This is a genomic window from Bacillus sp. SKDU12 (assembly GCF_010093085.1).
GTDB classification, from domain to species: Bacteria; Bacillota; Bacilli; order Bacillales; family Bacillaceae; genus Bacillus; species Bacillus mexicanus.
In genome coordinates this window covers 1-26,393 of sequence record NZ_MSRC01000012.1, presented here as the reverse complement: position 1 = coordinate 26,393, position 26,393 = coordinate 1, and the positions used below count along the sequence as shown (strand labels likewise).

Annotated in this window: 26 protein-coding genes and 1 pseudogene; 11 read left to right on the top strand and 16 right to left on the bottom strand. The window is 41.6% G+C overall.

Features of this window, described 5'->3' with window-relative positions; genetic code table 11:
* Nucleotides 1–10: 10 nt before the first annotated feature.
* The 6 genes from ahpF to BTW01_RS11890 all read right to left on the bottom strand — a co-directional run bounded on the left by ahpF (nucleotide 11) and on the right by BTW01_RS11890 (nucleotide 7,764).
* A complete protein-coding gene (gene ahpF / locus BTW01_RS11915) occupies nucleotides 11–1,540 on the bottom strand; it encodes an alkyl hydroperoxide reductase subunit F (RefSeq protein WP_162103191.1) in 1,530 nt (509 codons plus the stop codon).
* Between the two features lie 13 nt (nucleotides 1,541–1,553).
* Nucleotides 1,554–2,117 (bottom strand): alkyl hydroperoxide reductase subunit C, encoded by a 564-nt coding sequence (gene ahpC / locus BTW01_RS11910; RefSeq protein WP_162103190.1) that lies wholly within the window; start codon nucleotides 2,115–2,117, stop codon nucleotides 1,554–1,556.
* Nucleotides 2,118–2,693: 576 nt separating this feature from the next.
* Nucleotides 2,694–4,100, bottom strand: a complete 1,407-nt coding sequence (gene gnd / locus BTW01_RS11905) for a decarboxylating NADP(+)-dependent phosphogluconate dehydrogenase (RefSeq protein ID WP_162103189.1) — start codon at nucleotides 4,098–4,100, stop codon at nucleotides 2,694–2,696.
* A 23-nt stretch (nucleotides 4,101–4,123) separates the two neighbouring features.
* Entirely contained in the window at nucleotides 4,124–5,470 is a 1,347-nt protein-coding gene (gntP, locus tag BTW01_RS11900; protein ID WP_162103188.1) for a gluconate permease GntP, read from the bottom strand.
* A gap of 28 nt (nucleotides 5,471–5,498) precedes the next feature.
* Nucleotides 5,499–7,040: a gluconokinase gene (gene gntK / locus BTW01_RS11895; RefSeq protein WP_162103187.1), complete on the bottom strand. Its 1,542-nt coding sequence runs from the start codon at nucleotides 7,038–7,040 to the stop codon at nucleotides 5,499–5,501.
* Nucleotides 7,033–7,764: a GntR family transcriptional regulator gene (locus tag BTW01_RS11890; protein ID WP_162103186.1), complete on the bottom strand. Its 732-nt coding sequence runs from the start codon at nucleotides 7,762–7,764 to the stop codon at nucleotides 7,033–7,035. Before BTW01_RS11890 ends, gntK begins: the two co-directional genes overlap by 8 nt.
* 193 nt (nucleotides 7,765–7,957) lie before the next feature.
* Between BTW01_RS11890 and BTW01_RS11885 the strand changes: the two genes are divergently transcribed.
* A complete protein-coding gene (locus BTW01_RS11885; RefSeq protein ID WP_162103185.1) occupies nucleotides 7,958–9,106 on the top strand; it encodes a glycerate kinase in 1,149 nt (382 codons plus the stop codon).
* A gap of 93 nt (nucleotides 9,107–9,199) precedes the next feature.
* Nucleotides 9,200–10,231, top strand: a complete 1,032-nt coding sequence (locus BTW01_RS11880; protein ID WP_162103184.1) for a polysaccharide pyruvyl transferase family protein — start codon at nucleotides 9,200–9,202, stop codon at nucleotides 10,229–10,231.
* Nucleotides 10,232–10,354: 123 nt separating this feature from the next.
* Here BTW01_RS11880 and BTW01_RS11875 read toward each other — a convergent pair whose 3' ends face one another.
* Nucleotides 10,355–10,675, bottom strand: coding sequence for a hypothetical protein (locus BTW01_RS11875; RefSeq protein ID WP_238391420.1), 321 nt, complete (start codon nucleotides 10,673–10,675; stop codon nucleotides 10,355–10,357).
* Nucleotides 10,676–10,900: 225 nt separating this feature from the next.
* Here BTW01_RS11875 and BTW01_RS11870 point away from each other — a divergent pair, with 225 nt between their 5' ends.
* The 4 genes from BTW01_RS11870 to BTW01_RS11855 all read left to right on the top strand — a co-directional run bounded on the left by BTW01_RS11870 (nucleotide 10,901) and on the right by BTW01_RS11855 (nucleotide 12,927).
* Entirely contained in the window at nucleotides 10,901–11,332 is a 432-nt protein-coding gene (locus BTW01_RS11870) for a DUF1433 domain-containing protein (RefSeq protein WP_419724068.1), read from the top strand.
* A 4-nt stretch (nucleotides 11,333–11,336) separates the two neighbouring features.
* Nucleotides 11,337–11,819 carry a DUF1433 domain-containing protein gene (locus BTW01_RS11865; RefSeq protein WP_238391418.1) on the top strand — a complete coding sequence of 161 codons (483 nt, stop codon included), beginning with the start codon at nucleotides 11,337–11,339 and terminating at the stop codon, nucleotides 11,817–11,819.
* Between the two features lie 162 nt (nucleotides 11,820–11,981).
* Nucleotides 11,982–12,440 carry a DUF1433 domain-containing protein gene (locus BTW01_RS11860; protein ID WP_162103182.1) on the top strand — a complete coding sequence of 153 codons (459 nt, stop codon included), beginning with the start codon at nucleotides 11,982–11,984 and terminating at the stop codon, nucleotides 12,438–12,440.
* 4 nt (nucleotides 12,441–12,444) lie between these two features.
* Nucleotides 12,445–12,927: a DUF1433 domain-containing protein gene (locus BTW01_RS11855; RefSeq protein WP_238391417.1), complete on the top strand. Its 483-nt coding sequence runs from the start codon at nucleotides 12,445–12,447 to the stop codon at nucleotides 12,925–12,927.
* A gap of 63 nt (nucleotides 12,928–12,990) precedes the next feature.
* On the opposite strand, the gene BTW01_RS11850 is transcribed toward BTW01_RS11855, so the two are convergent.
* Together BTW01_RS11850 and BTW01_RS11845 are read right to left on the bottom strand one after the other, a co-directional pair.
* The gene (locus BTW01_RS11850) at nucleotides 12,991–13,683 is read right to left on the bottom strand and encodes an LrgB family protein (RefSeq protein ID WP_162103181.1); all 693 of its coding nucleotides are present in this window, start codon (nucleotides 13,681–13,683) and stop codon (nucleotides 12,991–12,993) included.
* Nucleotides 13,659–14,057, bottom strand: a complete 399-nt coding sequence (locus tag BTW01_RS11845; RefSeq protein ID WP_162103180.1) for a CidA/LrgA family holin-like protein — start codon at nucleotides 14,055–14,057, stop codon at nucleotides 13,659–13,661. The genes BTW01_RS11850 and BTW01_RS11845 overlap by 25 nt, the downstream gene beginning before the upstream one ends.
* A 225-nt stretch (nucleotides 14,058–14,282) precedes the next feature.
* Between BTW01_RS11845 and BTW01_RS11840 the strand changes: the two genes are divergently transcribed.
* Nucleotides 14,283–14,717 carry a MarR family winged helix-turn-helix transcriptional regulator gene (locus BTW01_RS11840; protein ID WP_162103179.1) on the top strand — a complete coding sequence of 145 codons (435 nt, stop codon included), beginning with the start codon at nucleotides 14,283–14,285 and terminating at the stop codon, nucleotides 14,715–14,717.
* A 38-nt stretch (nucleotides 14,718–14,755) separates the two neighbouring features.
* Here the strand turns inward: BTW01_RS11840 and BTW01_RS11835 are convergent, their stop codons facing one another.
* Nucleotides 14,756–15,826 carry an SDR family oxidoreductase gene (locus tag BTW01_RS11835; RefSeq protein ID WP_162103178.1) on the bottom strand — a complete coding sequence of 357 codons (1,071 nt, stop codon included), beginning with the start codon at nucleotides 15,824–15,826 and terminating at the stop codon, nucleotides 14,756–14,758.
* Between the two features lie 76 nt (nucleotides 15,827–15,902).
* Between BTW01_RS11835 and BTW01_RS11830 the strand changes: the two are divergent.
* Nucleotides 15,903–16,075 (top strand): annotated as a pseudogene (locus tag BTW01_RS11830) (DUF418 domain-containing protein); the annotation flags it as partial.
* Nucleotides 16,076–16,103: 28 nt separating this feature from the next.
* Here the strand turns inward: BTW01_RS11830 and BTW01_RS11825 are convergent.
* A complete protein-coding gene (locus BTW01_RS11825; RefSeq protein ID WP_162103177.1) occupies nucleotides 16,104–16,559 on the bottom strand; it encodes an RDD family protein in 456 nt (151 codons plus the stop codon).
* 255 nt (nucleotides 16,560–16,814) lie between these two features.
* Between BTW01_RS11825 and BTW01_RS11820 the strand changes: the two genes are divergently transcribed.
* Together BTW01_RS11820 and BTW01_RS11815 are read left to right on the top strand one after the other, a co-directional pair.
* A complete protein-coding gene (locus BTW01_RS11820; protein ID WP_162103176.1) occupies nucleotides 16,815–17,240 on the top strand; it encodes a DUF5391 family protein in 426 nt (141 codons plus the stop codon).
* A gap of 100 nt (nucleotides 17,241–17,340) precedes the next feature.
* The gene (locus BTW01_RS11815) at nucleotides 17,341–18,573 is read left to right on the top strand and encodes a PQQ-binding-like beta-propeller repeat protein (RefSeq protein WP_162103175.1); all 1,233 of its coding nucleotides are present in this window, start codon (nucleotides 17,341–17,343) and stop codon (nucleotides 18,571–18,573) included.
* 44 nt (nucleotides 18,574–18,617) lie between these two features.
* Here the strand turns inward: BTW01_RS11815 and BTW01_RS11810 are convergent, their stop codons facing one another.
* Entirely contained in the window at nucleotides 18,618–19,085 is a 468-nt protein-coding gene (locus BTW01_RS11810) for an RDD family protein (protein WP_162103174.1), read from the bottom strand.
* 206 nt (nucleotides 19,086–19,291) lie between these two features.
* Nucleotides 19,292–20,629 carry an aldehyde dehydrogenase family protein gene (locus BTW01_RS11805; RefSeq protein WP_162103173.1) on the bottom strand — a complete coding sequence of 446 codons (1,338 nt, stop codon included), beginning with the start codon at nucleotides 20,627–20,629 and terminating at the stop codon, nucleotides 19,292–19,294.
* 140 nt (nucleotides 20,630–20,769) lie between these two features.
* Between BTW01_RS11805 and BTW01_RS11800 the strand changes: the two genes are divergently transcribed.
* Nucleotides 20,770–21,912, top strand: coding sequence for a TetR/AcrR family transcriptional regulator (locus BTW01_RS11800; protein ID WP_162103172.1), 1,143 nt, complete (start codon nucleotides 20,770–20,772; stop codon nucleotides 21,910–21,912).
* A 372-nt stretch (nucleotides 21,913–22,284) separates the two neighbouring features.
* On the opposite strand, the gene BTW01_RS11795 is transcribed toward BTW01_RS11800, so the two are convergent.
* The 3 genes from BTW01_RS11795 to BTW01_RS11785 all read right to left on the bottom strand — a co-directional run bounded on the left by BTW01_RS11795 (nucleotide 22,285) and on the right by BTW01_RS11785 (nucleotide 26,353).
* Nucleotides 22,285–23,754 (bottom strand): HlyD family efflux transporter periplasmic adaptor subunit, encoded by a 1,470-nt coding sequence (locus tag BTW01_RS11795; RefSeq protein WP_162103171.1) that lies wholly within the window; start codon nucleotides 23,752–23,754, stop codon nucleotides 22,285–22,287.
* Complete coding sequence (locus BTW01_RS11790) at nucleotides 23,755–25,938, bottom strand: peptidase domain-containing ABC transporter (RefSeq protein WP_162103170.1); 2,184 nt, start codon at nucleotides 25,936–25,938, stop codon at nucleotides 23,755–23,757.
* A gap of 160 nt (nucleotides 25,939–26,098) precedes the next feature.
* Nucleotides 26,099–26,353, bottom strand: a complete 255-nt coding sequence (locus BTW01_RS11785) for a hypothetical protein (RefSeq protein WP_014481435.1) — start codon at nucleotides 26,351–26,353, stop codon at nucleotides 26,099–26,101.
* Between the last annotated feature and the right edge of the window lie 40 nt (nucleotides 26,354–26,393).

Sequence of the window (26,393 nt, the reverse complement as noted above, 5' to 3'; positions counted from 1 at the left end):
CTTTCTTGTATTAGTTACGGATTAGGTAATCAAACGCGCCGAGAGCGGCAGTTGCACCTGATCCCATGGAAATAATGATTTGGTTGTACGGGCCATCTGTGCAGTCCCCTGCAGCGAATAGGCCTGGGACGCTTGTCGCGCCGCTTTTATCGACTACGATTTCGCCGATGCGGTTGCGTTCGACAGTTTCGTCTAACCATTCTGTGTTTGGCACGAGACCGATTTGGACGAAGACACCTTGAAGTTCAACGTGTTTTTCTTCGCCTGTTTCGCGGTCAACGAACGTGATGCCGTTTACGCTTTGATCGCCTGTGATTTCTTTTGTTTGTGCATTTTTGTGCACAGTGACGTTTGGCAGGCTGTAGAGACGTTTTTGCAGAACTTCGTCTGCTTTCAGTTCCGGTGCGAACTCTAGCACAGTCACGTGATTGACGATACCTGCAAGGTCAATCGCTGCTTCGATTCCAGAGTTTCCGCCGCCGATAACGGCTACGTCTTTGCCTTCAAACAATGGTCCATCACAGTGCGGGCAGTATGCGACACCTTTGTTTTTGAACTCTTGTTCACCAGGTACGTTGACATTGCGCCAGCGGGCACCTGTTGAGAGGATCACTGTTTTACTTTTCAGGACAGCGCCATTTTCAAGTTCAAGCTCAAACAAGTCTTTCTTCTCAAGGCGTTTGGCGCGTTGAAGGTTCATGACATCAATATCATATTCCTTCACGTGCTCTTCAAGACTTGCAGCAAGCTTCGGTCCTTCCGTCGCTTTGACGCTGATGAAGTTTTCGATGCTCATTGTGTCGAGTACCTGTCCGCCGAAGCGTTCAGCGACAACACCAGTGCGGATGCCTTTACGCGCAGTGTAGATTGCTGCACTTGCACCAGCAGGTCCGCCTCCGACAACAAGAACGTCAAACGGCTCTTTGTCAGCAAACTCAGATGCGTCTGAGCCGCTGCCCATTTTGGCAAGAATTTCTTCAAGCGTCATACGGCCGCTTCCGAAGGATTCGCCATTCAGGTAAACCGTCGGCACTGCCATGATATTTTTGCTTTCAACTTCTGATTTGAATGCCGCACCGTCGATCATTGTGTGTGTAATGTTCGGGTTCAGCACGCTCATCATGTTTAAAGCTTGTACAACATCAGGACAGTTGTGGCATGTCAGGCTGATATAAGATTCAAAGTGGTATTCACCACTGATCTTCTTCACCTGGTCAATGACTTTTTGGTCTACCTTAGGCGGTCTGCCGCTCACTTGGAGCAGCGCCAAGACTAATGATGTGAATTCGTGGCCAAGAGGGATACCGGCGAATGTAACGCCAGTATCTTCTCCGACACGATTGACACTAAAGCTTGGTGTTCTGTTTAATTCAGCTTTTTCAACTGAGATTTTAGATGACATGGAAGCCAGTTCATCAACGAGAGCCAGCATATCCTTAGAAACGTCATCTTCGCCTGCGCTCACTTTGAGAACAATGTCATTCTCAATTAGCTGCATGTATTGATTTAATTGTGCTTTGATATTTGCATCAAGTACCAATGGAATGCACTCCTTAGATTTTACCTACTAGATCAAGGCTAGGTGTAAGAGTTTCGCCGCCTTCTTCCCATTTAGCCGGGCAAACTTCGCCTGGGTTTTGACGTACGTATTGTGCTGCTTTTACTTTGCTGATCAGGTTGCTTGCGTCACGGCCGATACCGCCTGCATTGATTTCAACAGTTTGGATAACGCCATCTGGATCGATGATGAAAGTTCCGCGGTCAGCAAGACCAGATTCTTCGTCAAGAACGTCGAAGTTGCGAGAGATCGTTTGAGATGGATCACCGATCATTGCGTAAGTGATTTTGCCGATTTTTTCAGAGCTGTCATGCCAGCCTTTGTGTACGAAGTGAGTATCTGTAGAAACAGAGTATACTTCCACACCTAATTCTTTAAGAGTTGCATATTGCTCTTGAAGATCTTCAAGTTCAGTTGGGCATACGAAAGAGAAATCTGCTGGGTAGAAGCAGAATACGCTCCATTGGCCTTTCAAATCTTCGTTTGTTACATCGATGAATTCACCGTTTTTGAATGCTGTTGCTTCGAATGGAAGTACTTCTTTACCGATTAAAGACATAATGTATATTCCTCCTAAAATGTATTTGAAAGCAGAATCGCTTTCAATAATAATTCTAATTATATATCAATTATTAATTAATATATATTTTTTGTCAAGCCAAAACCCATTATTCACTTACTTTTTTTCATCTTATTTAAGGTATGATAGGAAGAGTTTTGGCATATCATTTCAAGCAGATGAGAATGTAAATATAGGCTGTTTCTCAATTAGATAAGGTTTTCTCGGACTATTGTGAATCAGAATATCAGTCCGTTTTAGGCATTTGAACATTTCATGACCTCATGAGCAAGGGGCAGAAAGATACGATTTGAACGTATACCTTCAGTTCTCATTCAATAAACCGATATAAAAGGTAAAAATAGAACGGAGCAACAAGCATGTCAACTTTTACGTTATTTTCTTGGGGGCTGTTTCTAGCTATTATTGTATCACTGTTTATGATATTTAAAACATTACTTATGTCTCCTGTTGTTTGGGTGATTATGTTATTGCTGTTTCTCTTTTTGAGACGAAAGAAGAAGTAAGATGAAAAAACACGGTTCAGTTGAAACTGACCGTGTTTTTTTATGGCTGTTATTCAGACCAATTCGTATGGAAAATGCCGTCCATATCTGTCCGTTCGTACGTATGGGCGCCGAAGTAATCGCGCTGCGCTTGCAGGAGGTTTGCATTAGAACGTCCTGTGCGATAGCCATCGTAATAAGAGAGCGCAGTGGTTAGGCATGGGGAGGAGATCCCTGTGCTGATGCTCTCGCAAACGACTTTGCGCATGCCTGTTTGATATGCTTGAAGCTTATCTGAGAAATAAGGTGCGTTCATCAGGTTTGACAGGTTTGGCTGCTCGCTGAATGCTTCGCTGATCACGTTTAGGAAATCTGCGCGGATGATGCAGCCGCCTCGGAAAATCAAGGCGATGTCTTTAAGCGGCAGATTCCAGCCGTAAAGCTCAGATGACATTTTGTATTGGGCGAAGCCTTGAGCGTAGGCACATACTTTTCCCATGTAAAGAGCCTGTCTGACATATTCAATCCACGTGTCTTTATCAAAGTGTTTTTCTTCGGCTTCTGGGCCTGTTAACACGTCTTGGGCTGCCATACGTTCTTCTTTTAAGGATGACAGGTAGCGTGCAAACAAAGACTCCGTGATGATTGTGGACGGGATGCCGTTATCAATCGCCTGCATGCTCGTCCATTTTCCAGTGCCTTTTTGGCCGGTTTTATCAAGGATGACATCAATCAGAGGCTGTCCTGTTTTTTCGTCTTTTTTGCGTAAAATCTCAGCTGTAATCTCTATTAAATAGCTTTTCAGCTCACCTTGATTCCATGTTTCAAAAATAGATGCGATTTCATCAAGCGGCAGACGCAGCGTTTCTCTGAGAAATGTATAGGCTTCTGCAATCAGCTGCATGTCGGCATACTCAATGCCGTTGTGCACCATTTTTGTAAAGTGCCCTGCCCCTTTTGGACCGATGTAGACACAGCACGGATCTTCTCCGACTTGAGCTGATATTTTCGTCAGGATAGGAGCGGCTTTGTCATAGACGTCGCGATCTCCGCCCGGCATGATGGAAGGCCCCGTTAATGCGCCGACTTCACCGCCGGAAATGCCGACTCCCAGGTAGCCGATGCCTTTTTCCTTCAGCTCGTCATATCTTCTTTCGGTGTCTTCATAGTGGGAGTTGCCTCCGTCCATGATGACGTCGCCTTCTTCAAGCAAAGGCATTAATGATTGGATGACGGAATCTACGGGTTTTCCCGCTGTGACCATCAAAAAGATTTTTCTTGGTTTCTCTAACGATTGAACAAAATCTTGAAGCTCGTAGTACGGGCTGAGAGATTGTCCATCCAGCTTTTGGATCAGCTGGTCCGTTAAATCTCTGGTGTAATTATAGACTGCGACGTTTTCACCTTTGTTTGCCATGTTTAAGGCGATATTTCTTCCCATTACGCCTAAGCCTATGACACCAATTGTATTGAACATGTGTTACAGCTCCTTCATCAATTTCATACAACTAAACTTAACAATAATATGAATCCCAGTCCAGCAACGGAAATAATCGTTTCCAGCAACGTCCATGTGGCAAATGTTTCTTTCATGCTTAATCCGAAGTATTCTTTGAACATCCAGAAGCCGGCGTCGTTGACGTGTGAAGCGATGACACTTCCGGCGCCAGTTGCGAGTACAACTAATGCCAGGTTAACGTCAGAATGCCCCAATAACGGAATGACTAGTCCTGTTGTGCTTAGCGCGGCAACGGTGGCTGATCCTAGAGAAATACGCAGGATTGCCGCGATGAGCCATGCCAGAACGATTGGCGATAACGCCGTGCTTTGGAATAAGTCTGCCACGTAATCGCCGACACCGCCGTTGATCAGCACTTGTTTGAAAGCGCCGCCTCCCCCGATGATCAGTAGCATCATGCCGATTTGTGAAATGGCTGTCGAACAAGAGTCCATCACAGTTTTAACTGGAATATTGCGTTTGATGCCCATTGTATAGACTGCGACCAATAACGAAATAATCATAGCAGTCGATGCGTTTCCAATCAATCGGATAAAAGCTAAAATGCCGTTATCCGCAAATCCGATTGTCTCTTGAAGCAAGTCGATAATCGTCGCGACCGACATAATGATAATCGGAAGCATTGCAGTAAAGACACTGATTCCGAAGCCGGGAGTGTCCTCAAGCTTGAACGTTTTTTGCGTGCCGAGTGATGTAATATCACCGTTTTTCGAAAATGACGCAGGGACGAGTTTTTTTGCGAGCTTTGTGAATAAAGGTCCTGCGATGAGCACTGTCGGAACAGCAACAATAACGCCGTACAGCAGGACTTCTCCGATGTTTGCGCCGTACTCACCGGCAATCGCTGTAGGCCCCGGGTGCGGCGGCAGGAAACCGTGCGTGACGGACAGCGCTCCGACCATCGGAATTCCAAGATATAAAATAGAAATCTTCAATTCTCTTGAAATCGCAAATACAATCGGAATTAATAGAACTAATCCTACTTCGAAAAATAACGCAATACCGATAATGAATGAAGCAATGACAACAGCCCATTGAATATTTTTTTCGCCGAATTTTTTGACGAGCGTCATCGCAATGCGCTGTGCGCCTCCTGAATCCGCGATCAGCTTGCCCAGCATCGCACCGAGTCCGAAGATAAGCGCGATATGGCCAAGAGTTCCCCCTATTCCTTCCTCAATGGAGCTGACAACTTTATCGAACGGCATCCCCAGTGACAATGCCACGCCGAACGATACAACCAGTAAGGAAACAAATGTGTTTAATTTTAATCCCATAATCAAAAGCAGTAAAGCTAAGATCCCAAGTGCAACAATGATTAATGGCATAATAATGCCCTCCCCTTCATGTCGTGTACTAGTTGTGTGAGATTAAGCCCCTCTGATAATCTGCAATTTGTGTGTATTGCTTTTCTAATGATCTTGCCAGGTTGATGAAAATCGGCACTAATGTTCTGTATTCCTTGGCTGAGTCTTCGATTGGCGTATGCCTGTGTGTACTGCCGATCATGTCGGACACGGCATCGAAGGAATCAATTTTTCCTGTCGCATACAGGCCTAAAATGCAGGCGCCGAGACAGGAGCTTTCGTAGCTTTCCGGCACGACAACCTCTGATTCGAAGATATCTGACATCATTTGGCGCCAAACCTCCGACCTTGCAAATCCCCCTGTCGCCTGGATGCGGGTTACCGGGCTGTCCATGCATTCTGTTAACGCCAGGAACACCGTGTACAGGTTGTAAATGACGCCCTCCAATGCCGCGCGTATCATATGCTCTTTCTTATGTGACATCGTCAGGCCGAAAAATGAGCCTCGTACATCCGGATTCCACAGCGGAGCGCGTTCTCCGGCGAGGTACGGGTGGAACAGCAGGCCGTCAGAACCGGGTCTGACACGTTGTGCGATTTTCGTCAGCACGTCATATGGGTCAATGCCCAGCCGTGTCGCTGTTTCAATTTCAGAAGAGGCAAATTCGTCTTTGATCCAGCGAAAGACGATGCCTCCATTGTTAACCGGTCCGCCGATGACCCAATGCTTGTCCGTCAAGGCGTAGCAGAAAATCCGTCCCTTTTCATCGGTTTGCGGCTTGTCAATAATGGTGCGGATGGCGCCGCTCGTCCCGATGGTGACGGCGATCTCACCCTTTTTAATGGCGTTGACGCCGAGGTTGGACAGGACGCCGTCGCTGGCGCCGATGACAAAAGGTGTTTCCGGATCAATGCCCATCTGTATCGATAATTCTGGGCTGCAGTTCTGAAAGACTTGGGTTGTCGGCACGAGCTTGGACAAGTGATCCGGCGTGATGCCTGCAATGCGCAGTGCCTCTTCGTCCCAATCTAAGTTTTTCAGATTCATCATGCCTGTCGCTGAAGCCAAAGAATAATCGATGACATACTCATTGAATAACTGTTTAAAAATGTACTCTTTGATGCCGATATATTTTTTTGCTTTGGAAGCAATGTCTTTTCGTTCATTCGTGATCCAAGTAATTTTACTTAACGGCGACATCGGGTGGATCGGCGTTCCTGTCCGTCGGTACACTTCATGGCCGTTCCATTCATCTTTGATCTTATGCGCCCAGGCTTCGCTCCGGTTATCGGCCCATGTAATGCAAGGCGTCAGCGGCTTGTCATTTTCATCGATTGCGATTACGCTGTGCATGGCGCTGCTGAACGAAATGAATGAGATTTGTTTTTCCGGATGCTGTTTCGTAATTCTCACTGTTGAGTGGATCACTGCCTGAAAAATCTCCTCCGGATTTTGTTCAGCTGTTGAGATATCCGGCGTATAAAGCGGATAGCCGATACTTTCCTTTTGTATCACGTCTCCGTTTTCACTGAATAACACAGCTTTTGTGCTCGTCGTGCCGATGTCGATTCCCAGCATATACCTAGTCATTGTTGCTTTCAGCTCCTTTTGCCAGCATTTGTTGTGAGAGCCACAGGTCTTCTACCTTTTCTTGTACGTCGTCAAAATTTTGGTGAAGAGACTGAATCATCAGCGCTCTGTCCTTATCTTTAATGGCTTGAAGATAAATCTCATGGTTCTCTATAATCCTTGAGAAGTCATCGTGTTTTTCTTTTAAGCGCACCCGCATGGACAACAGAATAAGGCTTTCCATGACGGGTTTTAGATTGTTCCAGATCATCTGAATGTATGAATGATCAATGGCGCAGATAATCGTTTCATGGAACAGTACGTCTTGAAATGAAAATTCGTCAGGGTCCTCATATTTAATGGAGACTTTCATCATTTCAAGTATTTTGCTGAGATCTTTAATTAAAGGTTCAATATCGATTTTGACAAGCTGTTCAAAGACAAAGGTTTCTAATAATAAACGCACATCATAAATTTCCGCAATTTCCTTTTCAGTTAACCCAACCACAACCGCTCCCATTCGTTCTAGGCGAATGATTTTTTCGGAGGCGAGTATTTTTAACGCTTCGCGAACCGGCGAACGGCTTACTGAAAAATCGGTAGCGATCGTATTTTCTGATAAAATGGTACCGCTTTCAATTATATTTGAGACGATACGCATCCTCAATTCGTATGCGATTCGAATACCGGTTGACGCTTTTGAGAGCCACTTGGCGGGATACAACAGATCCTTGGAATCTAGCATACATTCACCTTCCTCACTTAAGAAGTATACTTGTATACAAGTATGATAACGCTAATATTCCATGAATGCAAACACTTTCATTTCTAATTTTTTATAAAATTTTTCAAAATAATATGGAATTATTTCCAAACTAGATGTGGTACATTTGAGATAGATAACATAAGAAAATCATGTTTTGAAAGAGGCGATCTGGATGAAAATCATCATTGCACCTGATTCTTTTAAGGAGAGCTTATCAGCTCTAGAGGCTGCCGACGCGATAGAAAGAGGATTCAAATCAGTTTTTCCGAATGCTGATTACAGAAAGTTGCCGATGGCGGATGGCGGTGAGGGAACCGTTCAGTCTCTGATTGATGCTACAAACGGATCAATCAAAGAGAAGGTTGTCACAGGGCCGCTGGGAGAATCGGTAAAAGCTTTTTTTGGCATGATGGGAGATGAAGAAACAGCCGTGATTGAAATGGCTGCCGCCTCAGGGCTGCATCTCGTGCCTGTTGAAAAGCGTAATCCGCTCCTCACGACAACAAGGGGAACGGGAGAATTAATCGCGGCGGCTCTTGATGCGGGCGCCAAGCGGTTGATCATCGGAATCGGCGGAAGTGCCACAAATGACGGAGGAGCCGGGATGATTCAAGCGCTGGGTGTAAGGCTTCTTGATGACTCAGGCCGTGAGATCGGCCCTGGGGGCGGCGCGTTATTTCAGCTTGCATCCATCGATGTAAGCGGACTTGATTCCAGATTGCAAAATGTCAAATTGGAGGTCGCCTGTGACGTGGATAATCCATTAACAGGGCCAAGAGGTGCTTCGGCTGTTTTCGGGCCGCAAAAAGGTGCGACAGACGACATGGTTAATGCCTTGGATCAGCACTTGACCCATTTCGCGGATGTGGCAGAAGAAGTGCTCGGAACAACTTTCAGAGAAACAGAGGGCGCCGGCGCAGCGGGCGGTCTTGGATGGAGTCTGCTGACATTTCTTCATGCTGATTTGAAAAGAGGAATTGATATTGTCCTTGAAGCGGTTGATTTTGAAAATGAAGTGCAGGATGCCGATCTTGTGTTGACCGGTGAGGGACGAATTGACAGCCAAACCATCTATGGAAAAACGCCGATCGGTGTGGCCAAAGCGGCTAAATCATACGATGTGCCTGTCATTGGCATTGCGGGGTCAATATCGAGAGACAGTGATGCTGTCTATCAGCACGGAATTGATGCGCTTTTCAGTAGCGTTCCCGGCACCGTGCCCCTAGAGGACGCGTTTGAACATGCCGCAGAATATATGGAAAGAACGGCTCGGGACATTGCCGCATCCATCAAATTGGCGAAAACGATGTTTTTGGTCTAGCCGGCGCACATGCCTATGCATAGTCATCCTCCTTTTTGGGTAGAGACAGTTAACCACACGATAAGACATTTATCCCAGAAGGAGGACAACAACATGACTGTACAAGAAATCAAAGGCAAAAAACTCGTAAAAGGCATTGCGCCAAATGTTGAACCAGAAGCCTTGTTAAATGATAAACGAAAAGTATTTTTGTTTGGTTCTCCGAGTTACACAAACATTGGAGACCAAGCGATTGCGTATGCGGAAGAGAAATTTATCAAAAATCACTTTCCGTATTATGAATACATTGAGATTATGGATTATGCGACGGATGAGGGTATTGAGCTTGTGAAGGAGATCATTCGGGAAGACGATATTGTCTGCTTTACAGGCGGAGGGAACTTAGGAAACCTTTATCTCGATATTGAGGAAGACAGAAGAAAAGTCTTCTCGGCATTTAAAGACTACAAATCAATTTCTCTGCCGCAATCTGTTTATTTTGAAGATACAGAGGAAGGGAATAAAGAAAAGAAAAAAACACAGGATGCGTACCACCAAAATCCACGTTTAACGATTGCTGCGCGCGAGACGCAAACACTGGATGTGGTGAAAGAGACCTTCAACTCCGATGTGATCTTTACACCGGACATGGTGCTTTCTTTGGATATTGTGCCGCGAGAGCTTGAGCGGGACGGTGTTCTCTTTATTTTAAGAGCGGATAAAGAGAAGGTGACTGACGAAGCGTTTATTTCACAAATGAAGAAATGGGCAGAACAAACAACCTATACGGAGCGTACAGATACGGTGCTGGATACGGTCGATACCATCGATTACGCCGATCGTGAAAAGCATTTTATGGAGATGCTCGACCGCATCGGTTCGAGTAAATTAGTGATCACCGACCGCCTTCACGCGATGATTTTCTCGATTATCACGAAAACACCTTGTCTCGTCTTTGGAAATAGCTACGGTAAAGCGAAACATTCGTACCGGGATTGGCTCGAAAGCTTGAACTTCATTGAATACACAGATCAAAATGATGTGAAGGAACTAGAGCGCATGATTGACCGCCTGCTCCAAGCAGAGCCGAATGACATCGATGTATCAAAGGATTTTCAGCCGTTGATTGAGTTTTTTAAATCGTAAAAGAAAAAGCAGACTGATGCGGGTCTGCTTTTTTCTATATTCCGATGGAATTCACCAAGCTCAACACGTTGGAATGAACTTTTTCAAATGAAAGATGATCTTTCATTTTATCAGTGACACTGTCTATTGCCTTTCCTGACATATGATGGTCAGCATTTCCCGCTTTGACTTAACCGCCCGCTCGGCATCTGTGATGTGGTTTTGGATGGAAGACAGGGTCTTGCGGTCTTCCTGAAAAGCATAGCTTAGTTGCTTTTTGATTGAATTCATCAGCGCCAATTTTTGTTCTTGTCTTTTCTTCTCTTTGTACGCCGCCAATTGTTCCGGTGTCATGTGAGATGTATCCAGATGGGCATTTGAAATTAGTGAAGTATTTGAATGCTGATTTGTCACTCTTTGCAAAAAACGGTCTGCGTCTGTTGGTTTTTTATTCATAAAATCCATATCTCTTTCTCTCCTTATGAAATCCCCATCTGGCTTGCTGCTGCCAGATGGGGATTTCAATTTGGCGCAGAATTTTTTCTTATAGTGATCTCGCTATTCTCCTAAACTTTATCTATCTAGTATAATAAAATAAAAAGGATGAAATACCATGATAAATCCCAAAAAATACTAATTGCAGCGGTTTTATTAGCCTCACTAACATGTGTTTTTTATATGAATCATCAAATGAATAAACCGCAAAAATCGGAGGTCACCGGAGGTAAAAAAAATATGAATAATAAAGAAAAGAGTGAACAAGAAAAAGCTGAAGCATACGTTGAGAAAATGAAGCCGAAAATAGAAGAAGAGCTAAGAAAAGAGGATATTCATCATTTTATAAAGTCTGTCACTTTTGAAGATAAAGTTAATATAAATTCGATGGGAAGGATTGTAGTGAATGGTTATATAAATGACAATCCAGAGAAATTTGATTTTTCCGCAGATTTAATATACGAGTCCAAAAAAGTAGATGGAATAAGCTATTCCCAAGATGTTTCAGATCGTTTTAGAGATTGGAGCGAGTACAGCAAAGAGGTAAAAGACAAATACATCAAAACCGCATACCCTGATAAAAAAGAGCGTGAACAGTATTTAAAAGACATAGGTGAAATAAAATAAAAATATGAAAAAACAAATGCCAATCAAATTACTAGCTTTTGTGAGCGTTTTGTTCATCGTGATGGCTGGCTTCATTTATGGAATAGTAAAAACGCCAGACGCTGTTCATAAAGTAAAAAGTGAACAAGAAAAAGCTGAAGCATACGTTGAGAAAATGAAGCCAAAAATTAAAGAACATCTTAAGGAAGAAGATATTCACAACTTTATTAAAACAATTACTTTCGAGGATAAAGTTGAAATAAACCCGATGGGTAGAATAATAGTAAATGGCTATATAAATGACAATCCAGATAAGTTTTATTTCTCAGCGGATTTAATTTATGAATCTAATAAAGTGGACGGGATGAGTTACCCTGAGGATGTAGGTAATCGTTTTACAGACTGGAGCGAATACAGCAAGAAAGAAAAAGAAGCATACATCAAAACCGCATACCCTGATAAAAAAGAGCGTGAACAATATTTAAGAGACATAGGAGAACGAAAATAAACAGACAAAGTGTCTGAAGGGCATTAAGCTCTTTTCTTTGTCTATATAAACAATTTCACCAATATGTTCGTTTTTAATATCACCATAAGAAGTTGATCGATAGTCAATTATGTCATCCTATTCTTCATACATATGTTGTATAATAAAAAGGGTGAAATTCCAATGATAACCATAAAGAAAATAGTATTATCAGGGGCGATTGTATTCATTGCAATTGCGGCTGCACTATATTTCTGTGATGAAAAAGATACAACTGAAGATAATAATAAGAATGCCGAAGTATATGCAGAAAAAATGAAGTTAAAAATAGAAGAAGTATTAAGGAAGCAAGACATTCACCAGTTTATAAAAACAATCACCTTTGAAAAAGATATACAAATCAATCCGATGGGGAGAATCATTTTAGATGGCTATGTAAACGGGGATCCAGAAAAGTTTCATTTTTCTGCGGATTTAATTTATAACTCAAACAAGGTTGATGGCATGAGTTTTTCAAAAGACTTAGGTGATAGATTTGAGAACTGGGATGATTTTGATAAAGAGGTTAAAGAAGACTTTTTAAATAGTTTATCAAAAGAAGAAAGAGAACAGTATTTAAAAGATATAGGTGAAATAAAATAAAAATATGAAAAAACAAATGCCAATCAAATTACTAGCTTTTGTGATTGTTTTGTTCATCGTGATGGCTGGTTTTATTTATGGAATAGTAAAAACGCCAGACGCTGCTCATAAAGAAAAAAGCGAACAAGAAAAAGCTGAAGAGTATGCTGAAAAGATGAAACCGAAAATAAAGGGAAAATTGAAAAAAGAGGATATTCATCACTTTATTGAGGATATTAAGTTTAATGAAAAGATAACAATAAGTCCATTGGGGATGATTGAAGTTACTGGTTACATCAATAATGAACCAGAGACATTCTCATTTGATGCCTCTTTATATTATAACTCGAATGAAGTAGATTCTATTGGCTATTCAAAAGAAGTAGGAGACCGTTTTACAGACTGGAGCGAATACAGCAAGAAAGAAAAAGAGGAGTACATCAAAACCGCATATCCCGATAAAAAAGAGCGTGAACAATATTTAAGAGATATCGGAGAACGAAAATAAACAGACAAAAACCCAATTCAATCCCTAAAAAAGACTGCCCTCCTCCGGGGCAGTCTTTCTTAATTATATATGAAACAGCCAGACGACGATCGGGCCAAAGAAGGAGCCAAGCACTGCACAAAGCGTCATGGATACGGAACTCATGGATACGGCCAGTTCCCCGTATTCGAATGCTTTTGAGGTTCCTAATGCGTGGGAGGCGCTTCCTAATGCGATGCCTTGGCCAAGTGAACTGCGTATGCGAAGCCATTTTAGGATAAGCGGTCCGAGGATGACGCCTGAAAAGCCGGCGATCATGACGAATATAACTGTCATGGAAGGAACACCCCCAAGACCGGCGGCAATCTGAATGGCGACAGGGGTGGTGATCGATTTCGGCAGAATGGATATTAAGAGATCATGATCAATCCCCAGCGCTTCCGCAAAGATCAGCCCGCTGATCATTCCCATGCATAGTCCAACCAGCACGCCGCCAATGATAGGCACACAATGTTTAACAATAATATGCCATTGTTTATAAAGCGGATAGGCCAGCGCTACAACAGCCGGTCCAAGCAAGGAATTGATCCATTTTCCTCCGATCATATACGCCTCATACGTAACATGGAATATGACCAAAACCGCGACAATCAATATGGTCGTTGTTAAAACCGGGATAAGGAATGGAAGCGGGAATCGTTTATAGAGTTTGACCATTGCTACATAAGCGGCAACTGTTAAAAGAATGATAATCATTGCGATACATGCTTGCTGCATTTCTCTTTCTCCTCACGTTTTTTTGCTTTTTTCTCTAATAGCTGGCTGGCGAATCCAGCCGCACTGATCGTGACGATGGTGCTTAGAACGACTGTAATCAGCAGCATCAAACCATTTAATGATAGAAGTGACGGGTATTTCATTACTCCTGTCATGGCCGGAATGAACAATAATGGAAGAAAGGACAATAAAAATCCTGCTCCATCTTCAATCAGAGAGACGGGAACAATTCGGATACCTAAACAGACCAGGAGCAACACCAATCCGACTATGCTTCCTGACACCGGTAAATGAAACAGGCGCTGAATAGCGTCCCCGATCATAAAAAATACATATAAAATCAATATTTGCAAAATAATGCGTATGATTTTCACATCAAGTGCTGCTCTTTCAATATTGAACAGCTTCCCCCTTTCTGGTGACATGCTTTGACGAGAGTTCTGAGGAATCACTTTACTTTCTGACTATATGATTGTACTATACAAGTATAAAATGAAATGAGTCATAAAAAAATTATTTAATAAGTCCATATACATTTGTATTATACAAGTATATGTGATGGTGTCAATGTTGGAGATTGGAACGGGGAGCGAGAGCGAGTGGAAAAACAGAATTCAGTGGAACGTATTGAATATGAGCTGACGACCTTTATCAGGAGAGCTGTGTATCTGGATCAATCAGAGAAAAGAACGGGAAATTTGGAGAGATCATCCTATTTACTGTTAAGGCAATTAGATGAATTTGGGCCTGCCCGCGTAAAGGAGTTGGCCGATTCGTTTAAGCTTGATATTTCTACTCTCTCAAGACAAGCGGCAGCACTGGAGGCAAAGGAGCTCATCCATCGTTTCTCAGACCCTTCTGATGGCAGAGTCAGCCTGTTTACCATTACAAAGCTCGGCAAACAAACATTAAAAGCGGATAAGCAAAAGCGTCTTGAACGTTATGAACAGATGCTGAAAGTGTGGTCAGCAAAGGAAAAAGAGATGTTCAGCGAGCTTTTGCAGCGTATGAACAAAGCCTTTATCGATTTATAAAAACCCATGTGTTCGTGAACAGCATGGGTTTTTAGCGATTATCTGCTTCGTTTGACGGCAGCCAAAGCTACCAGTCCGGCGACAACAGCCGCGGATACGATCGGGCGCTTTGTAGCTTTCATGTAATGGCTTTTTGCCCGCAGCCATCCTTTATTTGTGCCCCTGTCATGCAAGCCGTAGCCCGCTTCATAAAGCGCGCTTTCTTCCTGGGCTTTGGATGGTCTTTTGGCATGCTGGCTGCGGTACATGATTTTTTCCATCAATCTGTCGGTCAGTCGGGGGAAAAGTGCGCCCAGCATGGCGATCGCTTTTGCCTGCGAGCCGATGTACATGTCGCGTTTCGGATGTTCGGCAGCAAACAGGATGGCTTCGGCAACCGCTTCCGGCGGATAAATCATGGAGCGGTTATGAGCTGGCTGTTTGTCGAGATAGCTGTGCGCATGCTCGTTATAAGGCGTATCAATTCTCCCCGGATGGATGAGTGTAACCGAGACGGGTGCCTGTTCTTTTTCAAGCTCCATTCGGATGCTTTCTGTCCAGCCGTGAAGCGCAAATTTGGCTGAGGCGTATGTGGATTGAATGACAGTTCCCCTATCTCCGAACAGGCTTCCTACATTAATGAGTGCGCCCGGTTCACCTCTGCCTGTATAGTGTTTAACGGCTGCTCTTGTCCCGTATACAGGTCCCCAGAAGTTTGTGTTGAACATGCGCTTCATGTCTTCCACGGTGACGTCCATAGCGTGTCCGAAAATCGAGACGCCTGCATTGTTGACCCATGTGTCAAAGCGGCCGAATGTTCTAATCGCGGTTTCTGCGATGCGGTTGACATCCTCTTCTTTTCCGACATCTGCTTTCACCCATACGGCATCATGCCCTTTTTTCTTTAGATCATCAGTAAGCTCCTTCAGCGCGTCTTCATTTCGCGCAGCTGCCACAACCTTTGCGCCTTTTTCAGCCGCCATTCTCGCGGTGACAAGTCCGATTCCGCTTGAAGCACCGGTAATGACGATCACTTGATCTTTGAGTTTTTTCAGCTTGAGTCTCGTGTTCATGCCCGGGTTCTGCTGTTCTAGCTGTTCTGTATGTGTGACTGCATCATCGTTTGCCATGAAGAATCCCTCCTGAACGCTGTTTTTGTACCTTTACCCCATTCAGAAGGATCTTAGCCTTTTTGACATTGATTAGTGGATTTTCTATCATTATGGCTTGGGATTGTAGGAGAAAGTGTACCCTGCTGCCGGTGTGCCGATTGCTATTTGTGCCTTCAAATGTCACTTAGAATGGGGCCGCTTGAGTGGCTGTGGAGAAGCGCTACATATCTGTCGTGGCAGCCTATAGTAAAGAAAACAAAAGTCTAGACGGCTATGGGCGTCTAGACTTTTTCTATTATTTATACACAACACGTGTTTTGCAAATGATGTCATGCAGGCCTTTTTTCTCTCCAAAAGCGATCATGATAAAGCCAATATAAAAGATGATTCCAGATAAGATGTATGCAAAGTAACGGCCGATTGCCTGTCCGACTGAAACCCGTCCGCCTTGTTCATTGACCACTTTTAGGCCAAGAATTTTCTTGCCGAGTGTGCCCTGCATTTTAGAAGCTGTGAGCAGACCATAATATAATACACTGATGACGAGCGTGATCAGCATGGTAGGCAAGAATGCATGCGTCATGTATTTCACGAAATACTCATCTTGCGTCATGTAAGGGTTTGCTGCCTTAGATCCAGCTACAAGCATAGTATTGATAATAAATAGAATAATATAATTAGGAATAGATACAATAATGCCATCAATAAAATAAGCTAAAAAACGAATCCAAAATCCTGCTGGTTTTGCCATGTATTTTTCTCTCTCCTTTGAATTAATCTGGAATAGTATACTTTGAAAAAAAAGTATGTGCAATATGATATGGTGATAAAACCCTTATATTCCTGAAAAATGAGTCTTTTATCCTTTGTTTTTACTATATGAATAGACTAGTAATAACCATATTGTTCGCATGTATATTTTTGAATTTTGTAAAAATATAATGAATTTCCCACCCGTCTTCTTTATAATAAAAAGGTTGATATTTCTATTTGAAGGAGGAGTTTGATGTCTAGAAAAAACAGCGTGGCGATTATGACAATCATTTCTGCGTTTCTATTTTGCGCTATGATCGCTGCGGCTTCACTTTCGCCGCTGGCCGGATCGGGAGGGGCGGCCAATCAGTTTAATTCAGCCGGCATGTGGTCAGCTATCGGTATGATTCTTGTATTATATTTTATTCCTTTTATCATTTATATGCTTGGAGTAGAAGCGATGAGGTATGTCATGGCAGTACTTTGCGGGTTTGGACTGCTGATTCACTTGTCTACTGCCGGATTTATCTTAATGTTTAGTTTCTTTAGTGACCATCTGCTTTCTGAGGTGATCTTCGTGATTGGTGTTAGTCTTGCTGCGGCTGCTGTTAATGTCATTTGGTTTGTGGCTGCGTTTCGTTCAGGTGCCGAAAAAACGTCCGCGAACAGCCTTACATAGTTTTCTAGTTTGTGATGTTTTCGTGAAATAGAATTATAAAATGGATGAATATGCTATGATGGTCACATATTAGGAAATACATAAAATGGGGGTCATAATTATGGTTAAGTCATTTCGTATGAAAGCTTTGATTGCGGGAGCTGCGGTGGCGGCTGCTGTTTCAGCCGGTGCTGTTTCTGATCTTCCCGCTGCCAAGGTGCTTCAGCCAACAGCTGCTTATGCGGCGGAAACGGTGTTTTCTCAAAATAATGGAGCATCCGGCTTTTTAAAGGGAAGGTATGATGTACAAGCGATGGCGCCTGCCATGTTTAACTGGTCACGGGAGAGCCGATTCGCGGGACATACAGACGGGACGCTGAAATGGCAAAATAATATCAGAACGACTCCGCAAAATGGAGCGGGGGCTGTAGTTGATGGGGATGGTACGGTGTATCTTCATTCCAGAGACGGAGAACTGAAAGCTTTTCATCCTGACGGCTCAGTCAAATGGGAGACAGGAAACCTTGGAAAAACGTTCACGCAATCTCCTGTACTTGGAACCAACGGTGTTATCTATCTGGCATCCTATGATAAAAAGATTTACTTTATCGACAAGGAAACGGGCGAGATTTTAACCACGGTTCCGTTAAGCGGCGGGCCAAGCTCTGAAACAGTGATCGGTTCAGACGGCACGTTGTATTTCTCCACACTTGATAATTATATTCATGCGATCAAACCTACGTCTAGATCAACCTGGACAGAGCGCTGGAAATTCAAAACGAATGGCGTTGTCAGCTCTGCTCCGGTGCTTGCCTCAAACGGCACCGTGTATGTCGGCACATACAATAACGTATTTTATGCGCTCAACTCCGGGACCGGGCAAGTGAAATGGTCCAGAACGACATCAAATGCGTTTAAAGGATATCCGGTGATTGACAAGGATGGAAGCATTTATGCCGGAAACCAAGACGGACAGCTGTATGCGTATACGTCAACAGGAAGCTTAAAATGGACATTCCCGCTCAACGGGTTCTCCAGTTCATCGCCTGCGATCGACCATAACGGCAACATCTATATTGGCTCAGGAAGCGGCGAGCTGTTTTCCATCAGCAAAAACGGGGATATGAACTGGTCATTCTACACAGAAGGACCTGTCAGAACGGCGCCGCTGATTGATGCGAACGGAACGGTTTATTTCGGATCTGATGATATGAAGGTTTATGCGGCGGACGCAAACGGCAATGAGCTATGGAGCTATCAAACCGACAGCAATGTCGTGTCATCTCCTCAGCTTGCTGAGGACGGAACGCTTTATATTGGAAGCTATACGAAGCTGATGGCTTTTGGTAAATAATAAAAAGGCTGGCGAGGTGATCTCGGCAGCCTTTTTTGGGGAAATTAATCAAAATGTTTATCTTTATAAATCACTTTTGTCCCGCAAATATAATCGTGTAATGCCAGTTTTGAGGGGAAAGCCGCCATGATAAAACCGATAAACAAGATTCTTGATAATATGTAAGCGAAGAATCGGCCGAAGCTGTGCCAAAATGAAATGCGTTCGCCATACTGATTGACAACAACGATACCCATAAGTTTCTTCCCCAGTGTTGCTTGCATTTTCGAGGATGTCAGTATACTAAAGTAAAGAATGATAAAAAGGTATATGATTGCGATAACAGGGATTGTACCAATTACTAGCACAGAAAATTCATATTGAGCTTCTGTCATGTGTGTGCCTGCTATGTCAATGAGGGGCAGTACAATTAAGGTATTGATTAGAGCCATAATGAAACCGAATATAACGATAATGAATATATCAATAACATAGGCTGCTGCCCGAATCCAAAATCCAGCTGGTTTTTCCATGTATAAAATTCTCTCCTTTGAAGTTTCCTGGAATATTATACGTTAGCGACTGTACAGTTTCAATGAAATTCAATAGAGGAATTTGGTCTTGTAGCAAAAACAGTATTTTATTACTATTTATTTCTTTATTTTCCCTTTTTATCTTTAGGCTGATAGGGTGATAAAAAAAGAGAACCTGCAAGATCATGCAGATTCTCTTCACATAGTTATTTAACAGCTTGAATCAATACGCCTTTCTCATGAGAAAACTCTTTAAATCCGTATACGCCATGATAGGAGCCGATTCCGCTTGTGTTGACACCGCCGAATGGCAGATTGACGTCACTGAAATGAGCAACAACATCATTGATGGCTGCGTTGCCTGAAGTCGTGTGCTGAAGGACGTTGTCGATCAAGTCTTGGTTGTGGCTGAATACATAAAGCGCAAGCGGTTTATCACGATCGTTTACGTAATCGATGACCTGGTCGATGTCTTCATAGTTCATCATCGGCAGGATCGGTGCAAAGATTTCCTCCTGCATGATTTTCATGTCAGGTGTGACGTTTTTCAAAACGGTTGGCGAAATCGTGCGGTCGCTGGCATCAAATACGCCTCCGAAAACGACTTCCGCCCCTTTTTCAATAGCGTCATCATACAGGTCTTTGACACGGTTAAAGTTGCGGTCATTGACGATCTGCGTAAATTTGCTGCGGTCTGGGTTAAGGTCATCTTCCATGAACCCTGCGTTGACGATTGTTTGTAAAATGCCCGCAAACTTATCTTGCACGTCTTTTTTTATGAATAGATAATCAGGTGCGATGCAGGTTTGGCCGGCGTTTACGAATTTGCCGACCGCGATCTTTTTCGCTGCGTCCATGAGATCGTATTCGCTGTCAATGATCGTTGGGCTCTTACCGCCAAGCTCAAGTGTGACCGATGCCAAGTGTTTGGCAGCCGCTGTCATGACGATTTTTCCGACATTTGTGCTTCCAGTGAAGAAAATGTGGTCGAACGGCTGATCCAAGAGCTCGGTTGCCACTTCAACCTCTCCTTCAAAAATCGCGACTTCTTTTTCATCAAAAGCATCTTGAATGACTTTTACGGCAATGTTGCTTGTGTGCATCGTAAAATCAGAAAGCTTCACAATCGCGCTGTTTCCGGCTGCGAGAGACGCGGCAAGCGGCGCCATCGTCAGCATAAACGGATAGTTCCAAGGGCCGAGGATAAGTGTTACACCTTTTGGCTCGTACATGAGAATTCCGTTTGCGTCAGGGCTTAACGAAGATCCGACTTCTTTGGGCGCCATCCATTGTTTCAGGTTGTTCATATTATCTCTGATCGCTTTTTTTGTTCCTTCGATTTCCGCTTTTTTGACCTCGTGATAGGGCTTGCGGACGTCTTTTCGGATCGCTTCGATGATTTCTTCTTCATGGGCGATGACGGAATCTAAAAAGCGTTGAAGTTTTTCTATGCGCTGTTCCGCTGTTGAAGCACGCAATGCTTTCTGCTGTTTTTTCTGAAGCTGAAAGACACGCTGAATGTCGTTTTTTACTTGCTGTTCCATTGTAAATCCCCCTCATTTGCTTTCTTCTTTTCTCAGACCTATTATAAAGTGGTACCTTTTCTGTAAGAAAGACAACGGTGAACCATCTATACGTTACCGTACATATATTGAACATTTGTCTAAGATTGGAGGTGTCTTTTATGCCGGAATCGGCTGAAGCTCATGTGAAAGAGGCACTGCTGGCCTTATTGGAAGAAAGAGATATTCAACACATCACAATGAAGGAAATTGCTGAAAAGGCGAAAGTGAGCCGCGGGACGCTCTATCTTTATTATGAAGACAAGTTTTCCATCATTGAAGATGTGATTGAAGACATGAAGGAGGGGCTGGGCGAAGCGCTCTATGACGCCTTTAAGCATATGGATACCTTCCATTTAAATCAAAAACGGCAAACGGTGCATCCGACTCTGTCCTTTGTTCATGAGCATCGATCCTTCTTTGGCACGATGATGAATAGAGAAAATGCCCATCGTTTTTTTAAGGATGTGTTTCAGCAGGATGTGTTGCTGGCACCGATGAATGTGAATTTGACGCCGATCGAACGGGATATTTACGGGCATTACCGGGCTTTGTACACGTACGCGATTATCCTGTATTGGCTGAATGAAGATGCGGACGCGTCTCCGGAGGCCATCAGCCAAAAGGTATGGGAGCTTGTTTCTCAAAAGCGGTTTTATTGGCTGTTTGGACAGGCTGTGTCAGGAGAGCGGCGGAAGGACAGGCAAATCGACAGGCGTGTGATTCGAACGAGAGAGGCGCTTCAGAAGGCTTTGCTGGACGTATTGGCGGAGAAAAAAGATTATGCGGGCATTACAATTTCTGATATTACCCGCAAAAGCAATATCCGCCGCGCAACCTTTTATGATCACTATGCCAGCAAAGAGGAATTGCTGCAAACCATGATTCAGCAATCGTGTGAGGAGATCATTGGTCACTTGACGATTGCCTCCAGTCCGAATGAGCTTTCTTTGGACGAAGCGGAGGAGGCACTCGCCAGCCTGCTTTCTGCTTTAGACCATATGCCTATTGTCCATTTGCTCAATCGGGATTGGGGGGTTCCTCATGTCGTGCCTGAAATGCTCAAAACACTGGAATCGTTTTACCTGCACCAGCAGACTGACATGCCTGCGGAGAAAAAGCTTTATGCCTATTATGTATCGGCGATGATTATCGGTCTGATTTTGTATCGGCTGGATGAAGGAAAGGCGCATGCACCGGAAGTGCTGGCGAGAGAGTTTTTGCAGTTTTTAGATGTGAAGAAGTATAAGGTGGTCTTGCTGTAAACGAAATCAGCCAGCGGTACTTCAATTTGTTTTGAAGTGGATATACATATGCCCGGATACTCAGTCCGGGCTCTGTGTCGTTGCGTCACTTGGTCTGTTGAGTTTCTTTCTTTTCTTTCAAAGTGAGCTTTAAAAATAGAAGGGCTATAAGAATGAGAGCAATGTTCACCGACCAAGCTTTCCAGCTTGAAGTAGGGGCTAAAATCGTATTGAAGAGCAAGTGAATGATAGAAGAAATTGAAAAAATGAAAAATAGCAGTTTGTTTTGATGCATGATTCTATACAACCTATACCTTCCTTATAAAAAATAAATGCCTCAAAGCAGATTCTCTCCGCTTTTGAGACATATGTGGACATTTTCTTGAATGGAAACTAATTCAGATGTAATATTTCTAAAAAATAATCAATATATCTTTTCGAATCTACGATAATTGATACATTAGTCTGCATTCCATTTTTTAAGTATATTTTTTTTCCATTATCTTTAACAATTTCTTTGTTTTCTAAAGTACTTTCAGCAATATAAAACTTTTGTCCGTTTTGATCACTGATACTGTCTGGACTTATTTTTGTAATGACACCTTTAACGGTTTGATTTGTATTTTCAATATGGAATTTTACTTCATCTTTTTCATTTATATTTGTGATCTCATGACTCGGAATATAAATGTTAGCTGTAAGCTTCTCTTTATCAGGGATAATAGTCAAAATGGCGGTGCCTGCTTGTAAATTGTCACCTGGAGATATATTTGCTAATACATTAACATAGCCGTCACTTGTTGCTTTTATTTTATATTTTTCTAATTGTAAATCTATCATCTTTAGATCATCTTCTTTGGATGTAAGAGTGGTCTGAAGATCTGTTTGCTTTTGAGATGTTTGATTTAGCAAGTTTGATTTAAGCTGTTCAATTGAAAGCTTATAATTTGTTTCCTCTGAGTTATCGGAATCACTGTCAGAATCGTCACTTTTCATTGAACTGTTAATCTCATCAAGTGATTGATTTAATTCATCTTTTTCTTCACTTAGTTTTACTAGCATATCTTGTTTTAAACTTTCAAGCTGTCCGTTTAGGTTCTCTTTCTGCTGTGAGAAACTGTTTTTATCGAGCTCATCTTTCATCTTCTGTAGATCATCAAGCTGCTGCTCTGCATTTTGTTTGTTAGTTTGATAACTATTATAGTAAGAACTGTACTTATCATCCTGTTTGGCAAAGGATTTATTGTTTTTAATGGAGTCTTGCAGATCAGAAATTCTTTGAAGCTTTCGTTTCACTTTGTTTTTTGTCTTATCCAGATTATTTTTTACATTTTTTTTCTGCTTCTTAAGTTTATTCTGTTGAGTTTTTGCATTTTCTTCTGATGACTCTAACAAATCACTTTGTTTTTTGTAAGAGAGATATTGATTTTGATAACCCCAGTGATCATCCTCGCTGAATAAGTTTTTGTTCTTCTCAATACTCTTTTTAAGAGTTTGGTTTAACTCAACTTGTTCTTTTAAATCTTTGATAGCAGCTTTAGCGATTTTTTTCTGTGCTTGGATTTCAGCACTATCTAGAGTAAGCAGAGTATCTCCTTTTTTCACCTTATCAGCTTGTTTAAAAGCAACTGTTTTTACTTTGCCGGCTACTTCATTTGTTACGTTGCTGTTAGGCTTGGTATATTGGATGTCAGCTGTTGTTTTTAGAATCATTTCTTTCTTTCCATAGAAACTAAAAACAATACATGCAATAAGTAAAGCTATCAGTATATATGTAAAGAAAACACCAATTGGTTTGGGTTTTGATTCGTAGAATTCTCTGCTATCCTTCAAATCATGTAAATTGAAAAAGTTACGTTTCATCTAAATTGTCACCATCTCTCTCGATGGCATTTGGTTCTCCCACAACTCATAGTACTTCCCTTTTTTCTTCAATAAATCATTGTGGTTCCCATACTCTATGATTTCTCCATTTTCCATGACAAATATTTTGTCGCAATTCATAATTGTACTCAAACGATGAGCAATTATAATCGTAGTTACATCATCAGTCTGATCGTATATCATGTTTGATATTCCCTGCTCAGTAGTCGTATCGAGATTGCTTGTTGATTCATCCATTATGAGAATGTTAGGTTTTCTTAATAATGCTCTGGCAATTGCGAGCCTTTGCTTCTGGCCTCCAGATAAATTCGACCCGTTTTCCTCTACGAGAGTATCGTATCTCATTGGTAAATCATTGATAAAACTGTGTACATTCGTTTGTTTGCATACTTCTATAATCTCTTCAAAGGTAAAACTTCTTGAGTTCCCAAGCAAAAGGTTTTCAAGAATTGATCCTTGAATAAAGTGAGACTCTTGAGGGATATAACTTATACTTTCTCTTAAGGCGTTGGTATGGATATCATTTATATGAAATCCATTGATTAAAACCTCACCTGATTCAGCTGCATAAAATTTCATTAAAAGCTTAGTCAAAGTAGACTTGCCTGAACCGCTCTCTCCAACAAAGGCAACCTTTTCTCCTTTTTGAATATGCAGTGTAATATCTTTTAAGATGAGCTTTCGAGTTCCGTATCGAAAATCAACATTGTTTATTTCAATAGGGCCTTGTATATAGGCTGGATCGGTAACCCTTGCTTCAGATGTTTGTATTTCAGGTTCTTCATCTAAAATTTCTCCCAATCTCTTCGAAGCAACCGAAGCTGACTGAAGTTTGGATTGAAGTGAGATGATATTTTGTAAAGGGTTCAAAAAATATGCCAATAATGCGTTATATGTAATCAACTGGCCAATTGTCATATTTCCCTTTATGACTTGCCAAGCGCCGATCCATAGTATCAATGCACCACTTATTAAATCTAGAAACAACTTAATTGAACTTTGAAGATTATCAATTACACTGTGTTTAAAAGAAGATTGCAAGTATTTCACAAATCGCTTTTCAGTTTCAAATGACATAATATATTCAGCATTGTAAGCTTTTATTGTTTCTATACTACTTAATGTTTCAACAATTTTTGAAGTGAGTTGAGCATTATTTTCCATTTCATTGTCATTAATACTCTCATAGGGCTTCATAAAAACCCAAACAGTTAGAATATAAAAGGGGATTAAAGCTAATGTTACTATAAACAAAGAAGTATTTTGAATATATAAAAAGATCCCAACCATGATTAACATAAATGTATCGAGCACTGCAGACAAAGATGCGCTGACAATAGCATCAATAACTTTATTTGCATCATTGAATCTAGCTAAAATTTCACCATCTTTTCTAGTGCTAAAGAATTTCATAGGCAGCTTAAGAACATGCTTAAAGTAACCCAGCATAATGGATATACTTAATTTTTGGCCTAATAGAATCATTAAATATTGTCTAAAAGCTGTTAAAAGAACCTTAAATAGGTACATGATTATAAGTCCAATAGAAATAATATGTAAAGAGTTCTTCAAACCGTTGGGCAAAATTTGATCAATGATGCTCTGAAAATAAAAAGTGCTCAGAATACCGAAGATCGTAATAATAAAAGATGCTAATGCTGTATGTATAATTAAAGATTTTTGATGAAGTATTAAATTTAAAATGTCTTTTTTAACACTTCTAATGTCTGTTTGTTGCTGATAAGTATCACTGGGTACCATAAAAATTAAAATTCCGGTCCAAATCTTAAAAAACTCATCTTTCCTATAGGTGATTATACCTTTTCCTGGATCAGCAATAATAATTTTATCTTTTTTTATTTTGTGTATGACCATGTAATGCAATAATTGACCATTTAAAACCACATGTGCAATAGCTGGAAGTGAGAACGGTTGTTCGAAAGCTGTTTGATCAGCTTTAACTCCTTTTGCAGAAAACCCAAGGGCCTCTGCTGCTTTTACTATACCAAGAACATTAGTACCTTGTGTATCTGTACCAGCGATATCTCGAATTTTCGCTAGTGATATCTTTGATCCATAGTGCTTTAGAATCGTTGCTAAACACGCAGCACCGCAATCTTTATCATCCATTTGTTTTACACAGTGATATTTTTTTAAAATCATTTTCTAATCTCCGTAGTTAAAAATTTACTCCGTAAAATTATGCGGAACTTTATAATCTTAATATAACAGTAATACATATATCGACAATTTAAGGTGAAATATAACTATTTTGAAGGGGTATGATGAAATTTAGAATTAAGTGTGTACATACTTTTCACACTTATATGTTTTTTGCTAGTTGTTCTAACTCCATCTTAAAAGTTTTAGAATCGATATTTTCGTTATATTCAATAATTTTATTCTGGATAGTTGAGTTCATTAAAAACAGGGGCCTGTAATCTTTCATTAAATTGCGAAACCAAGCATGTTTTTTTAAAGTTTTTAAGTTTCTTCTAAATTTCAAGTTTCTTTTTGATGGTATGGTAGTAATTAAAATCCATATCACACTCTCAACTAATATGTACAAAAACTCCATCAAATTAACCTCCTTATGTTAATAAAACATTATGATATTA